The organism is Mycobacterium simulans (assembly GCF_900232995.1).
In the GTDB taxonomy this organism is placed as follows: Bacteria; Actinomycetota; Actinomycetes; order Mycobacteriales; family Mycobacteriaceae; genus Mycobacterium; species Mycobacterium simulans.
Genome location: NZ_OCVX01000005.1, coordinates 628,973 through 642,902, shown reverse-complemented (window position 1 = coordinate 642,902; position 13,930 = coordinate 628,973). Strand labels below are relative to the sequence as shown.

Sequence of the window (13,930 nt, the reverse complement as noted above, 5' to 3'; positions counted from 1 at the left end):
CATGACTGAACTATGACTATGCCGGCGGCTACCACCACCGCCCATTGCGAGGCGGTGCTCGACGAGATCGAACGGGTCGTTGTGGGGAAGCGCTCGGCGCTGACGCTGATCCTCACCGCCGTCCTTGCGCGTGGGCACGTACTGATCGAAGATCTTCCCGGCCTGGGCAAGACGCTGATCGCACGATCCTTTGCCGCGGCGCTGGGGCTCGAATTCACGCGGGTCCAGTTCACGCCCGATCTGCTGCCGGCCGACCTGCTCGGCTCGACCATCTACGACATGCAGTCGGGACGCTTTGAGTTTCGGCGCGGGCCGATCTTCACCAACCTGCTGCTTGCCGACGAGATTAACCGCACGCCACCCAAAACCCAGGCGGCGCTGCTGGAGGCGATGGCTGAGGGCCAGGTGAGTATCGACGGCCAAACCCACCGCTTGCCAATGCCTTTCATCGTCCTGGCCACGGACAACCCGATCGAGTACGAAGGCACCTATCCCTTGCCCGAGGCGCAACTGGACCGGTTCGCGATCCGGCTAGAACTGCGATATCTCTCGGAGCGCGACGAAACCTCGATGCTGCGCCGTCGCCTCGAACGTGGTTCAGCAGAGCCGACGGTGAACCAGGTCGTGGACGCGCACGATCTGCTGGCTATGCGGGAATCGGTCGAGCAGGTGACAGTGCATGAAGACGTCTTGCACTATGTGGTGTCGCTGGCCACGGCGACCCGCAATCATCCGCAGGTGGCGGTGGGCGCGAGTCCGCGTGCCGAACTCGACCTGGTGCAGCTTGCGCGTGCCCGGGCGCTGCTGCTCGGCCGGGACTACGTGATCCCAGAAGACGTTAAGGCGCTTGCGATTGCCACGGTCGCGCACCGCATCACCTTGCGTCCAGAGATGTGGGTGCGAAAAATTCAGGGCGCCGATGTGGTCGGAGAACTGTTGCGGCGCTTGCCGGTGCCTCGAGCTAAGGGAGCCGATGGGGTGACCGGATCGGTGTGATCGAGATTCGTGAAGTCGAGTTACGCTGGCGTGCATCGCAACTGACGCTGGCGATCGCCACCTGCGCCGGAGTTGCACTGGCCACTGCCGTCATCGGTGGTCGCTGGCAGCTGATCGCTTTCGCGGCACCGCTACTCGGTGTGCTGTGCTCGATTAGTTGGCAGCGCCCGGTCCCGACGATTCATGTGCGCGGGGAGCCGGATTCACAGCGATGCTTCGAGAACGAGCAGGCACGGGTGAAGGTGTGGGCAACAACGGATTCCGATGCTGGGGCAGTCGAGCTCACCGTCTCGGCTATCGACGGAATGCAACTCGAACCTGTCGAATCGGGCTCTCGTCAAGCGAAAACCGTTGCGGTCCTAGCCCAGCGTTGGGGACGCTATCCGATCCGGGCGCGGGTCGACGTCGTCGCGCGCGGCGGGCTGTTGAGGGGGACGGGGACCGTCGACGCCGCCGAAGTCATAGTCTTTCCGTTGACACCGCCGCAGTCGACGTCGATCCCACAGACCGAATTGCTCGACCGTCTGGGCGCTCACCTCACCCGGCACATCGGCCCGGGTGTGGAATACGCCGACATACGTCCCTATGTCCCAGGTGACCAACTGCGCGCCGTGAACTGGGCGGTGAGCGCGCGCCGCGGCCGACTACACGTAACGCAGCGGTTGACCGACCGTGCCGCCGACGTGGTGGTTCTGATCGACACATATCAGCAGCCCGCGGGCCCGGCGACCCAAGCGACCGAACGCGTCGTGCGCGGTGCGGCTCAGGTTGTGCAGACTGCGCTGCGAAACGGCGATCGTGCCGGGATCGTCGCGCTCGGGGGCAACCGCCCACGATGGCTCGGCGCGGACATCGGTCAACGCCAGTTCTATCGGGTGCTCGATACCGTGCTCGGAGCCGGTGACCGCTTCGAAAACACCACCGGGACACTGGCGCCGCGCGCCGCCGTTCCCTCGGGCGGGATCGTCATCGCCTTTTCCACGCTGCTCGATACCGAGTTCGCGCTGGCGCTGATCGACTTGCGCAAACGCGGCCATGTGGTGGTTGCTGTCGACGTTCTCGACACATCTCCGTTCGAGGCCCAGCAGGACCCGCTGGTGGTCCGGATGTGGGCGCTGCAGCGCTCCGCGATGTATCGCGACATGGCCACGATTGGTGTCGATGTGCTGTCCTGGCCGGGGGAGCGGTCGCTGGACCAGTCGATGAGTGCGCTGCCGGTCCGCCGCCGTCGGCTGCGGGGACGGCTTGCGGGAAGGCACTGAGATGGCGTCCATCGCGCAGTCCGGCAGCCATGCCGTCGCACCGGTATTCGGCCTGCTGATGGTGGGGGCAGCCGCTGTCGAATCGCACGGACCGGCGATTATCGCCGCCGTTGCAGCCGTGATCGCGGTGGGGGTGGGGACGGTGGTTCGCGCGGCGGCGACACTGGCCGTGCTGCTCTCGGTGTCCGTGATGGCAATGTCCGATCAGCCGCAGGTACTCGCCGCACTCTCGGGACTTTGCGCCGCCGCCTATCTGGTGTGCCGGCATGGAGCCGGCACTGCGGCCGGTCATGTCATGGGCAGCTCGCCGACAATCATTGCCGCCGCGGGGTTTACCTTCGTCGGGTTGGTCGGGACTTCGTTCCCGCTACAGCTGCCGTGGTTGCCCTTGGTAGCGCCGCTGGCGGTGTTGGCGATCTACGTCTTGGCTACGCGCCCGTATTTGGGCTGAAGGCATGTTCCGGCTCCAAATCCGCCAATCCGCGAATATTTGGCAGAGATTTTTCTAAGGTTTCGTCGTATAGGTCGAGTGAGGCAGTTGCAGGCGGGCCTTAGTGGGAGGGTCCTGTCGCGACTCTGCGGAAGGGGATTGGCTCATGAACTACTCGGTGTTGCCGCCGGAGATCAATTCGTTGCGGATGTTCTCGGGAGCGGGTTCGGCGCCGATGTTGGAGGCGGCGGTGGCCTGGGATGGGCTGTCGGCGGATTTGGAGCCGGAACATGCCTTCAGCCCAAATACGGGCGCGTAGAAGAGACCGTCTCCCGGCCATCAACACGGGTCTGGGGAACATCGGTAACTGGAACGTGGGCGGCGGGAACAACGGCTCGTTTAATTTGGGCAGTGGGAACTTCGGCAACGTCAATCTCGGTGGCGGAAACATCGGAAATTTGAACTTTGGTAGTGGCAACTTCGGCTCTTATAATTTGGGTAGCGGAAATATCGGCCACATCAATTTCGGTAGCGGAAACTTTGGCCGCCTCAACTTTGGCGGTGGAAATGATGGTAGTGGCAACTTCGGCTGGGGGAATATTGGCTCCGGGAACTTCGGCGGCGGAAATACCTTCAACCCCATGGATTTCTCTGCTAACACCAACTTTGGTAGTGGGAACCAGGGTGGGTTCAATGTGGGCAGCGGCAACATCGGTTCTTCCAACATCGGGTTCGGCAACAAAGGTAATTTGAACTTCGGATTTGGGAATAACGGCAATAACAACATTGGGTTCGGGCTCACCGGCGATAATCAGGTGGGTATTGGTGCGCTGAACTCGGGGACCGGGAACATGGGTTTCGGAAACTCGGGTAACAACAACATCGGGTTCTTCAACTCTGGCGATGGAAACTTTGGTTTCTTCAACTCGGGGAATGGGAACTTCGGATTCGCGAACTCGGGTGAGACCAACACGGGGTTCTGGAACTCCGGTAATTTCAACACCGGCTTCGGGAACTCGGGCGTCATAAACTTCGGTTCCGGGAACTCGGGCAACTTCAACGTGGGCTTCGGAAACGCAGGCGACGCCAACATGGGATTTGGGAATTCGGGCATCGACAATACCGGCGCGTTTAATTCCGGGGGTGCGCAAGGCCTGGACTTCGGCCATAATACGGGCCTATTTAATTCGGGCAGCCTGAACACGGGCTTCGGGAATGCGGGTGACACCAATACGGGTGCGTTCAACACCGGGAACCTGAATACCGGTTTCGGCAGCACGATCACCCCAGCCGGTGTGACCTCGTCGGGCTTCGGCAACACCGGTACTAATGTCTCGGGCTTCTTTAATTCGGGAGACGGTACCTCTGGCTACCAGAATGCGGGCGACAGTAGCTCGGGATTCATGAATTCGGGCGACGGACAAACCGGCCTGTTTAACACGGGTAATGACAACACGGGCATCAGCAACTCGGGTAGCTTCAACTACGGCATTGCCAACAGCGGGTTTGGCGGCAACAATTCCGGTATATACAATTCCGGAACCTTTAGCTCCGGCGTTGGGAACTCTGGAGACAACGACGCGGGCGCCTTCAACCAGGGTAACAACCAAGCGGGTATTTTCGGTCAGCCCTAAGTAATCCGGATTTACCCATTGGCATCGACAAGGCGTCGCGGCTGGTTCATTCGCATGCCTGAACTATTTCGGTGTGGCACGTTTCGGAAGTCCACCTAGGAAAGGGATCGACTGTCATGAACTACTCGGTGTTGCCGCCGGAGATTAATTCGTTGCGGATGTTCTCGGGAGCGGGTTCGGCGCCGATGTTGGAGGCGGCGGTGGCCTGGGATGGGCTGTCGGTGGAGTTGGGGTCGGCGGCGGAGATGTTTGGGTCGGTGACGTCGGGGGGGTCGGGTCAGGCCTGGCAGGGTGCGGCGGCGGCGGCGATGGCGGCTGCGGCGGCGCCGTATGCGAGCTGGTTGAGCGCGGCGGCGGCGCGTGCTGCGGGGGCGTCGGCTCAGGCTAAGGCGGTAGTGAGTGCGTTTGAGGCGGCGCGGGCGGCGATGATTCATCCGTTGGCGGTGGCGGCTAATCGGAATGCGTTCGTGCAGTTGGTGTTGTCGAACGTTTTTGGTCAGAATGCGCCGGCGATTGCGGCTGCTGAGGGCATTTATGAGGAGATGTGGGCCGCCGATGTGGCCGCGATGGTGGGTTATCACGGTGGGGCGGCCGCGGCGGCGGGGGCGTTGCCGTCGTGGCAGCAGGCGTTGGTGGGTTTGCCGGGTCTGGGTCAGGTGGCGGCTGCGGCTGCGGCGCCCGCGGCAAGTGTTCTCCCGGCCATCAACACGGGTCTGGGGAACATCGGTAACTGGAACTTGGGCGGCGGGAACAACGGCTCGTTTAATTTGGGCAGTGGGAACTTCGGCAACGTCAACCTGGGCAGCGGGAACATCGGCGACACCAACCTGGGCAGCGGGAACTTCGGATTTGCCAACCTGGGCAGTGGGAATATCGGCCACACCAATTTTGGTAGCGGAAACTTTGGCCGCCTCAACTTTGGCGGTGGTAATGAGGGTAATGGGAACTTCGGCTGGGGGAATGTTGGCTCGAGGAACTTCGGTGGTGGGAACAGCTTCAGCCCCATCGATTTCACTAGTGGGACCAACTTCGGCAGTGGGAACCAGGGTGGGTTCAATGTGGGTAGCGGCAACATTGGTTCTTCCAATATCGGGTTTGGCAACAAAGGTAATTTGAACTTCGGGTTTGGGAATAACGGTAATAACAACATTGGTTTCGGGCTCACCGGCGATAATCAGGTGGGTATTGGTGCGCTGAACTCGGGGACCGGGAACATGGGTTTCGGAAACTCGGGTAACAACAACATCGGGTTCTTCAACTCTGGTGATGGAAACTTTGGTTTCTTCAACTCGGGGAATGGGAACTTCGGTTTCGGGAACTCGGGTGAGGGCAACACCGGGTTATGGAACGCGGGCAATGTCAATACCGGCTTCGGAAACGCCGGTCACACCAACTTCGGCTTCTGGAACGCGGGCGACTTCAACGTCGGCAATGGGAACGCGGGCGACTTCAACATGGGTTCGGCAAACGCGGGCGTAGGCAATACCGGCAGTTTTAATGCGGGTGGTGCCAACGGCTCTGGCACCGGGCTAGGGGCAAATACGGGCTGGTTCAACTCCGGCAGCTTGAACACCGGCTTTGGGAACTCAGGTGCAACGAACACTGGACTGCTCAATTCCGGTGACCTGAACACCGGTGTCGGCAGCTCGATCACCCCGGCCGGCGTGACCTCGTCGGGCTTCGGCAACACCGGCACCGGTCTCTCGGGATTCTTCAATTCCGGCACCGACACTTCCGGATTTCAGAACACGAATACGGGCTCCGGCGTGAGTTCGGGTTTCAATAACTCAGGCGACTTTCAAGTCGGGATCAATAATTCGGGCAGCTTAAACACAGGCTGGGGCAATTCGGGCCTCGAAAACGCGGGCTTCTTCAATACGGGCCAGTTCAGTTCCGGCATCTCGAACTCGGGCAATAACAGCAGCGGCATTGGGAATTCGGGTGACAACGACGCTGGTGCGTTCAACAGGGGCAATAACCAGGCCGGTATCTTCGGACCGGCTTAAGGTCCGCCGTCGACTCAGGCCCCGCCAGCTCGGCGGCGGCCGGATTGGTCAGTGCACCAACTGGGCGGCGTGCTCGGCCAGATCGAGCACCGGCTGTGGCACGATCCCCAGAATCAGGGTGACCGCCGCGCATAACGCGATGGCGGCCTTGCTCAGCACCCCGGGAGCCACCACCTGTGGTGTGTCATCGGATCCCTCGGTGAAGAACATCAGCACGATCACCCGGACGTAGAAGTACGCCGCCACCCCGCTGGAGATCACACCGATGATCACCAGTGGCACCGCGCCGCCCTGCGCGGCGGCCTTGAACACGGCGAACTTGCTGACGAATCCACTCGTCAGCGGGATGCCGGCGAAAGCCAGCAGAAACATCGAAAACATCACGCCCACAATCGGTGAGCGCTGACCAAGCCCTGCCCAGTGCGACAGGTTGGCGTCTTCTGAACCGTCTGAGCCGTCGGGTTTACGGATCAAACTCACGATGGCGAAGGCGCCCACTGTGCTGAAGCTGTAGGCGACCAAATAGAACAACGTCGCGGAGAGGCCCGAAGGGCTGTCGGCGATCACACCGGTGAGGATGAAGCCGACGTGCGCGACCGACGAATAGGCCAGCATCCGCTTGACGTCGGTCTGATTCACCGCGGTGATGGTGCCAACCGCCATAGTCAGAATCGAAATCCCCCACAGCACCGGACGCCATTGATCATGAAGCGGCGGTAGCGCGACATAGACCACGCGAAGCAGTGCGCCGAACGCCGCGACCTTGGTGGCCGCCGCCATGAAGCCGGTGATCGGGGTGGGTGCGCCCTGGTAGACATCGGGAATCCAGGAGTGGAACGGGACCGCGCCGACCTTGAACAGCAGGCCGACCGACAGCAGCGCGACGCCGGCCAACGCCATCGAGGTGTCGGTGTGTGTTGCGAATGAATTCCGGATTCCGGACAGGGTCAGCGTGCCGGTCGCGCCGTAGAGCAACGCGACACCGTAGAGGAAGAAGCCCGACGAGAACGCACCCAGCAGAAAGTACTTCATCCCCGCCTCCTGCGACAGCAGTCGGCGGTGCCGGGCAAGGCCGCACATCAGGTACAGCGGCAGCGAGAGAACTTCCAGCGCGACGAACATCGTCAGCAGGTCGTTGGACGCGGGGAACACCATCATGCCGCCGACGGAGAGCAGCGCCAGCGGGAAGAGCTCCGTCTGGGCCGCACCCGCGCGTTCCGCCTCGCGCTCGGCGTCGCTGTCGGGAACCGCAGAGGCTTGTGGCGTAAAGGAATCCAGCCCCCTGAGCCGCCCAACCCCCACAGCGATCTTGCTCGTCGAAGCAACCTCGCTGCGCTCGGCTATGAATATCACCGCCAATATCGCGACCAGCACCACGGTGCCTTGCAGGAACAGCGTCGGTCGATCCACGGCCATTGCGCCCAGCACGGTGCGACGACCGGACGCCGGAATTGACCTGGCCACCACGATGATCGCTACCAGGGCCGCGACCAACCCGCCGCGGGCCAGTATCACTTGCGCGCCGTAGCGGAACCGGCGTGGCAGGAACGCCTCGACCAGCACACCGGCCACCGCAACTGCAAAGACGATGAGCATCGGGCACAGCAGGAAGTACTCGATGCTGGGACTGGGCAGGGTCATTGGTGCGGTCCTTCGGCTGTCCGGGGCGCGCCGCCCGTCATTGGCACGCTGGGCGCGGGATCATGCTGGCCGATGGTGGTCATAGTGTTCTCGACCGCCGGGTTGATGACGTCGAGCACCGGCTTGGGATAGATCCCGAGCACCAGCAGCAATGCGATCAGGGGTGCCACGACGACCATTTCACGCGGCCTGAGGTCGCCGATTTTTTCGTTGCCGGTGGCCACCGGCCCCGTCATCACGCGCTGGTAGAGCCACAGCATGTAGATGGCCGAGAGGACCAGCGCACTGACGCCGAACGCCGCCGCCAACCAGTAGCGGTTGAAAGTACCCAGCAGAACCAGGAATTCGCTGATGAACGGAGCCAGGCCGGGCAACGATAGGGTGGCCATGGCCGACACCATGAATGTGCCCGCCATAATTGGCGCCACCTTCTGCACGCCGCCGTAGTCAGCGATCGAGCGGCTGCCGTGGCGAGCGATCAGGAAGCCCGCAATCAGGAATACCGCCGCCGTAGACAGGCCGTGGTTGAGCATGTACAGCGTCGAGCCGCTCTGTCCCTGGCTAGTCATCACGAAGATGCCCGCGATGATGAAGCCGAAGTGTGAGATCGACGTGTAGGCGATCAGGCGCATCATGTCGGTCTGGCCAATCGCCACGACCGCGCCGTAGATCACTCCGATGATGGCCAAGGTCACAATCAGCGGACGGAAATATGTTGAGGCATCGGGAAATAGCTGTAGGCAGTAGCGCAGCATGCCGAAAGTACCGACCTTGTCCATGATCGCCATCATCAGCACCGCGCTCGCGGGTGTGGATTCGACCGCGGCGTCCGGCAGCCAGCGGTGGAACGGCCACAGCGGTGCCTTGATGGCGAACGCGAACATGAAGCCGCCGAACAGCGCCTTGAACACTGCGGGATCCACACCGGCGTAGCGGCCAGAGGTCACGCCTGCAACGATTTCACGGAAGTCGAAGGTGCCGGAACCGTGCTGAGCGGTGACCACGTACAGGCCGATGACCGCGGCCAACATGATGAGCCCGCCGAACAGGTTGTACAGCAAGAACTTCACCGCGGCGCGCGAGCGCCCGGGACCCTGGCCGAAGCCGCCGATGAGAAAGTACATCGGGATGAGCATTGCTTCGAAGAACACGTAGAACAGCAGCACGTCCAGTGCGATCACCGAGATCAGCACCATCGACTCGATGGCCAGCGTCAAAGCGACGTAGGCATGTACGCCACGGGTACGTTCGCCGCCATCGTTCCAGCCGGCGACCAGCAGCAGCGGAATCAGCAACGCGGTCAGTATCACCAGCACTACCGCGATGCCGTCCACACCGAGCGTGTAGCCGGCACCGAAAGCCGGTATCCACGAGTGATTTTCGAGGAATTGGTAAGTATCGCCGCCGGGTTTGAAGCCGACGGTGATTTTGATTGCCACCGCTAACGTCAGAACGCTGACCACCAGGCCCGTCCATTTGGCGAGCTGGCGCAGCCCGGGGGGGAGCAGGATGATCAACACGGAACCTGCCAATGGCACCAGCCACAGCACGGACAGCCAGGGGACATTGCTCATGAGCGCCGCTCCTCTCCCCCGCAAGCGGGAGGTGCCCCCACAGCGCTCTTTTGCTCTGCAGCGTCGCCGGCGCGGTTCACCACAGGTTCACCGCCAGGAGCACCGCGGCCACGAGTGCGGCTCCGGCCAGCATCGACAATGCATAGTTGCGGGCGAAGCCAGTTTGCATTCGCCGCAGTCGATTTGACGTCTGACTCACCAGCGCGGCCAGTGCGTTCACCGAGCCGTCCACACCGGCGTCGTCGACCGCGACCACAGCCTTGGTCAGTTCCGCGCCAGGGCGCATGAACACCTCCTCGTTGAAGGCATCGCCGTAGGCGTCGGCGCGTGCGGCGGTGGTCAGCACCGACACCTGGACGGGCGCCACTCTCGGGACGGGTGCCGTGCCATACATCCGGTAGGCGACCGCGATGCCGATCGCGACGACGGATAGCGCCAGGGTGGTGCTGGCCCAGGCCGGGAGGGCATGGGCGGTTTCTTCATGAGCTCCGACAACCGGCTCGAGCCAGTGCTGCAGAGTTCCACCGATCGCGAACAGGCCGCCGGAGAAGACCGAGCCGATAGCCAGCAGAATCATCGGCCACGTCATCAGCGCCGGCGCCTCGTGCGGATGGGCGTCTGGCGCCCAACGCTTCTGGCCGAAGAAGGTCATCAGCATCCCCCGCGTCATATAGAAAGCGGTGATGCCGGCACCCAGCAGCGCGGCGCCGCCAAGGACGTAGCCCCGGCCGCCGCCGGCCCCCAGCGCCGCCTCGATGATGGCGTCCTTCGAGAAGAAGCCCGCGACCGGCGGCACACCGATGATCGCCAGATATCCCAGCCCAAAGGTGACGAACGTGACCGGCACGGCGGCGCGCAGGCCGCCGTAGCGGCGCATGTCCTGCTCCCCATCCAGTGCGTGGATCACCGCCCCGGACCCAAGGAACAGGCCGGCCTTGAAGAAACCGTGGGTGAGCAAGTGCATGATCGCAAACGCATAGCCGGCCGGGCCCAAGCCGGCGGCGAGCACCATGTAGCCGATCTGGCTCATTGTCGAGGCTGCCAGTGCGCGTTTGATGTCGTCTTTGGCGCAGCCAATGAAGGCCCCGAGCAGCAATGTGACGGCGCCGACGATAACCACGCCCAACTGCGCATCGGGGGACAGGTTGTACAGCGGGTTGGACCGCACGATCAGATACACGCCTGCGGTCACCATGGTGGCGGCGTGAATCAATGCCGACACCGGGGTGGGGCCCTCCATCGCGTCACCCAGCCAGGCCTGTAGCGGAACCTGGGCGGACTTGGCGCAGGCGCCCAGCAGCAGCAACAACCCCATCGCGGTCAACGCCCCCCGGCCGGCCGCAGGCGCGCCGGCGAACACGCCGGCGAAAGAGAGGGTGCCGAAGGTGCTGAACATCAAAAACATGCCCAGCGCCAGGCCGGCGTCTCCAACTCGGTTCATCACGAATGCCTTCTTGGCTGCCGTGGCCGCCGACGGCTTGTGGTACCAGAAACCGATCAGCAGGTAGGACGCCAGGCCGACACCTTCCCAACCGACATAGAGCAGCAGGTAGTTGTCGGCGACAACCAGCAGCAGCATCGAGGCCAGAAACAGGTTCAGATAGCCGAAAAACCTTCGGCGGTCCGGGTCTTCGGCCATGTAGGAGACCGAATAGATGTGGATGAGCGAACCGACGCCGGTGATCAGCAGCACAAAGCACATGGACAGCTGATCGATCTGCAACCCGAAGTCGATCTGCAGACCGCCGACGGGAATCCAGGTGAACACCGTCTGGTGGATCACCCGGTCGTCCGCGCTCCGGCTGAGTAGGTCTGTGAGCAGTGTCGCACCCACACCGAAGGCCGCCAGCGCCGCTGCGCAGCCCAGCCAATGGCCCCACGCGTCGGTGCGTCTGCCGCCGAACAACAAGATCGCAGCACCCGCCAATGGCAGCGCCACCAGCAGCCAGGTGTAGTGAGTCATCTTGGCGTTCTTAGCCTTTGAGTAGGTTCGCGTCGTCGACCGACGCCGATTTGCGGGCACGGAAAATCGTCATGATGATGGCCAGGCCGACGACCACTTCGCAGGCGGCAACCACCATCGTGAAGAACGCGATCATCTGTCCGTCGAGATGGCCGTGCATTCGTGCGAAGGTGACGAACGCCAGGTTGACGGCATTGAGCATCAGCTCGACGCACATGAACATGACGATCGCGTTGCGTCGCAATAGCACACCGGCGGCCCCGATGGTGAACAGCAGCACCGAAAGATAAAGGTAATTGGCTGGATTCATGACGGGGTTCCCTTAACGGCTTCGGCGGAGGGCGTGTGCTGCCCGTCGGCCCCGCGGGTCCTCAGTATCCGGGAGACCGATCGTTCCGAATAGGAGCCGTCGGGGAGCAGTGCGGCCACGTCGACCGCGTTGTGACGCGCATAGACACCCGGGCCGGGCAGCGGGGTGGGGTGTCCGCCGGGACGGAAACGTTCCTGGGAGAGCTCCCGCTGGGTCTTGCGGCGCTCGAAACGTTCCCGGTGTGCCAGGACCATCGCCCCGACGGCGGCGGTGATCAGCAGCGCGCTGGTCAACTCGAACGCCCACAGATAGCGGGAGAAGATCAGCGCCGCCAGGCCTTCGACGTTGCCGTTGGCATTGGCAGCGGTCAATCCCGCGAAACTTCCGGTCGCCACGTTGCCTATGGCGGCGATCAGCAACACGCCGAACCCGACACCGGTCACCACCCCGGCGATCCGCTGGCCGCGCAACGTCTCCTTCAGCGATTCCGCCGAGTCCACACCGATGAGCATCAGCACGAACAGGAACAACATCATCACCGCGCCGGTGTACACGACGACTTGAACCACACCCAGAAACAGTGCGTCCTGGACCATGTAGAACACCGCCAGGATGATCATCGTCATGGCCAGAAACATCGCCGAGTACACGGCATTGACGGCCAGCACCACGCCCAGCGCGCCGATGACGGCCAGCGCACCCAGCACCCAGAAGGTCACCGCTTCACCGGTGGAGGTGCGAACGAGGGTGTCGGAGGCCAATACCGCGATCACCGAGGGCCTCCGGCTGTTTGGCTCTCGCGCAAGCCATCTGCGGTCACGTTGCCCTGGTAGTAGTCCTTATCGGTGGCGCCCGGCGCCCTCGGATGCGGCGGCGGGGTCATCTCGGGCAGCAGCGGGGCCAGCAGCCGGTCCTTCTCGTAGATCAAGTCGGCGCGGTTGTCGTCGGCCATCTCGTAGTCGTTGGTCATGGTCAGCGCACGGGTGGGGCAGGCCTCGATGCACAGACCGCAACCTATGCACCGCAGATAGTTGATCTGATACACCCGGCCGTACCGTTCCCCGGGCGAAAACCGTTGCTCTTCGGTGTTATCCGCGCCCTCGACATAGATCGCGTCGGCCGGGCAGGCCCAGGCGCACAATTCGCAGCCGATGCATTTCTCCAGCCCGTCGGGATACCGGTTGAGTTGATGCCGGCCGTGGTAGCGCGGCGCTACCGGGCCCGGCTTCTCCGGGTACTCCTCGGTGACTGTCTTTTTGAACATCGAGCCGAAGGTCACGCCGAATCCTGCTATGGCGTCAAGAAATTTAGGCACGTGCGTTCTCCTTGCTCGCAGCGACTGGTTGCGTCGGCAGCGGCGGTGTCGGGAATGCAGGTTCAGGAATTTCCAGGCCGGCCTCGCGATGCTTACGGCGCTGCCGCGCCAGCGCGCGAGCGCCGGGAACGCTGAACGGTTTTCGCAGCGAGAGCACCAGGGCCGTCGCGACGACGAGGCTGCTGATCACCAACACCGGGGTCCAATACGGGTAGCCCTGGTTGCGCATGGAGCGGATGACGGCCGCGATCATGATCCAGATCAGCGAAACCGGGATCAGCAACTTCCAGCCCAGCGCCATGAACTGGTCGTAGCGCAGCCGGGGTAGCGAGGCCCGCAGCCAGAAATAGATGAACAGGAAGCCCCATACCTTGGCGGTAAACCAGATCAGCGGCCACCAGCCGGTGTTGGCTGCCAGCCACATGTTCAGCGGCCAGGGCGCGTGCCAACCGCCGAGGAACATGGTCGCGGCCAGCGCCGAAACCGTTGTCATGTTGACGTACTCGGCGAGCATGAACATCGCGAACTTCAGCGACGAGTACTCGGTGTGGAAACCCGCGACGAGTTCACCCTCGGCTTCGGGCAGGTCGAACGGCGCCCGGTTGGTTTCGCCCACCATGGAGATGAGGTAGGTCACGAACGACGGCAGCAACAAGAAGATGTACCAGACGCGGTCCTGTGCGGTCACGATCTGGGACGTCGACATGCTGCCGGCGTAGAGGAACACGGTCGCGAACGACAGTCCCATCGCAACCTCGTAGGAGATAACCTGCGCGGTCGAGCGCACGCCGCCCAGCAA

At 62.8% G+C, this 13,930-nt stretch carries 11 protein-coding genes and 2 pseudogenes; 6 read left to right on the top strand and 7 right to left on the bottom strand.

From position 1 onward, the window contains the following. Positions 1 to 12: 12 nt before the first annotated feature. From MSIMFI_RS21555 to MSIMFI_RS21535, 6 genes and pseudogenes are all read left to right on the top strand, one after another. Positions 13 to 996 carry an AAA family ATPase gene (locus MSIMFI_RS21555; RefSeq protein WP_186242048.1) on the top strand — a complete coding sequence of 328 codons (984 nt, stop codon included), beginning with the start codon at positions 13 to 15 and terminating at the stop codon, positions 994 to 996. Continuing rightward, positions 993 to 2,258, top strand: coding sequence for a DUF58 domain-containing protein (locus MSIMFI_RS21550; RefSeq protein ID WP_191499040.1), 1,266 nt, complete (start codon positions 993 to 995; stop codon positions 2,256 to 2,258). Before MSIMFI_RS21555 ends, MSIMFI_RS21550 begins: the two co-directional genes overlap by 4 nt. Position 2,259: 1 nt before the next feature. Beyond that, the gene (locus tag MSIMFI_RS21545; RefSeq protein ID WP_191499039.1) at positions 2,260 to 2,709 is read left to right on the top strand and encodes a hypothetical protein; all 450 of its coding nucleotides are present in this window, start codon (positions 2,260 to 2,262) and stop codon (positions 2,707 to 2,709) included. A gap of 145 nt (positions 2,710 to 2,854) precedes the next feature. Then, a complete protein-coding gene (locus tag MSIMFI_RS30075; protein ID WP_449870968.1) occupies positions 2,855 to 3,007 on the top strand; it encodes a PPE domain-containing protein in 153 nt (50 codons plus the stop codon). Positions 3,008 to 3,035: 28 nt separating this feature from the next. Next, a pseudogene (locus tag MSIMFI_RS21540) lies at positions 3,036 to 4,322 on the top strand (beta strand repeat-containing protein); the annotation flags it as partial. A gap of 116 nt (positions 4,323 to 4,438) precedes the next feature. Next, positions 4,439 to 6,328 carry a PPE family protein gene (locus MSIMFI_RS21535; RefSeq protein ID WP_191499038.1) on the top strand — a complete coding sequence of 630 codons (1,890 nt, stop codon included), beginning with the start codon at positions 4,439 to 4,441 and terminating at the stop codon, positions 6,326 to 6,328. A 48-nt stretch (positions 6,329 to 6,376) separates the two neighbouring features. Here the strand turns inward: MSIMFI_RS21535 and nuoN are convergent, their stop codons facing one another. The 7 genes and pseudogenes from nuoN to MSIMFI_RS28435 form a co-directional block, all read right to left on the bottom strand. After that, positions 6,377 to 7,969 carry an NADH-quinone oxidoreductase subunit NuoN gene (gene nuoN, locus MSIMFI_RS21530; RefSeq protein ID WP_191499037.1) on the bottom strand — a complete coding sequence of 531 codons (1,593 nt, stop codon included), beginning with the start codon at positions 7,967 to 7,969 and terminating at the stop codon, positions 6,377 to 6,379. Then, entirely contained in the window at positions 7,966 to 9,543 is a 1,578-nt protein-coding gene (locus MSIMFI_RS21525; RefSeq protein ID WP_191499036.1) for an NADH-quinone oxidoreductase subunit M, read from the bottom strand. The genes nuoN and MSIMFI_RS21525 overlap by 4 nt, the downstream gene beginning before the upstream one ends. Before the next feature lie 76 nt (positions 9,544 to 9,619). Next, the gene (gene nuoL / locus MSIMFI_RS21520; RefSeq protein ID WP_191499035.1) at positions 9,620 to 11,506 is read right to left on the bottom strand and encodes an NADH-quinone oxidoreductase subunit L; all 1,887 of its coding nucleotides are present in this window, start codon (positions 11,504 to 11,506) and stop codon (positions 9,620 to 9,622) included. A 10-nt stretch (positions 11,507 to 11,516) separates the two neighbouring features. After that, positions 11,517 to 11,816 (bottom strand): NADH-quinone oxidoreductase subunit NuoK, encoded by a 300-nt coding sequence (gene nuoK, locus MSIMFI_RS21515; RefSeq protein ID WP_085249761.1) that lies wholly within the window; start codon positions 11,814 to 11,816, stop codon positions 11,517 to 11,519. Then, entirely contained in the window at positions 11,813 to 12,589 is a 777-nt protein-coding gene (locus MSIMFI_RS21510; RefSeq protein WP_191499034.1) for an NADH-quinone oxidoreductase subunit J, read from the bottom strand. The genes nuoK and MSIMFI_RS21510 overlap by 4 nt, the downstream gene beginning before the upstream one ends. Further along, a pseudogene (gene nuoI / locus MSIMFI_RS21505) lies at positions 12,586 to 13,149 on the bottom strand (NADH-quinone oxidoreductase subunit NuoI); the annotation flags it as partial. The pseudogene nuoI and the gene MSIMFI_RS21510, both read right to left, overlap by 4 nt. Next, on the bottom strand, positions 13,124 to 13,930 hold an 807-nt coding region (locus tag MSIMFI_RS28435; RefSeq protein ID WP_224770353.1), incomplete at its 5' end, for a complex I subunit 1/NuoH family protein. The gene MSIMFI_RS28435 and the pseudogene nuoI, both read right to left, overlap by 26 nt.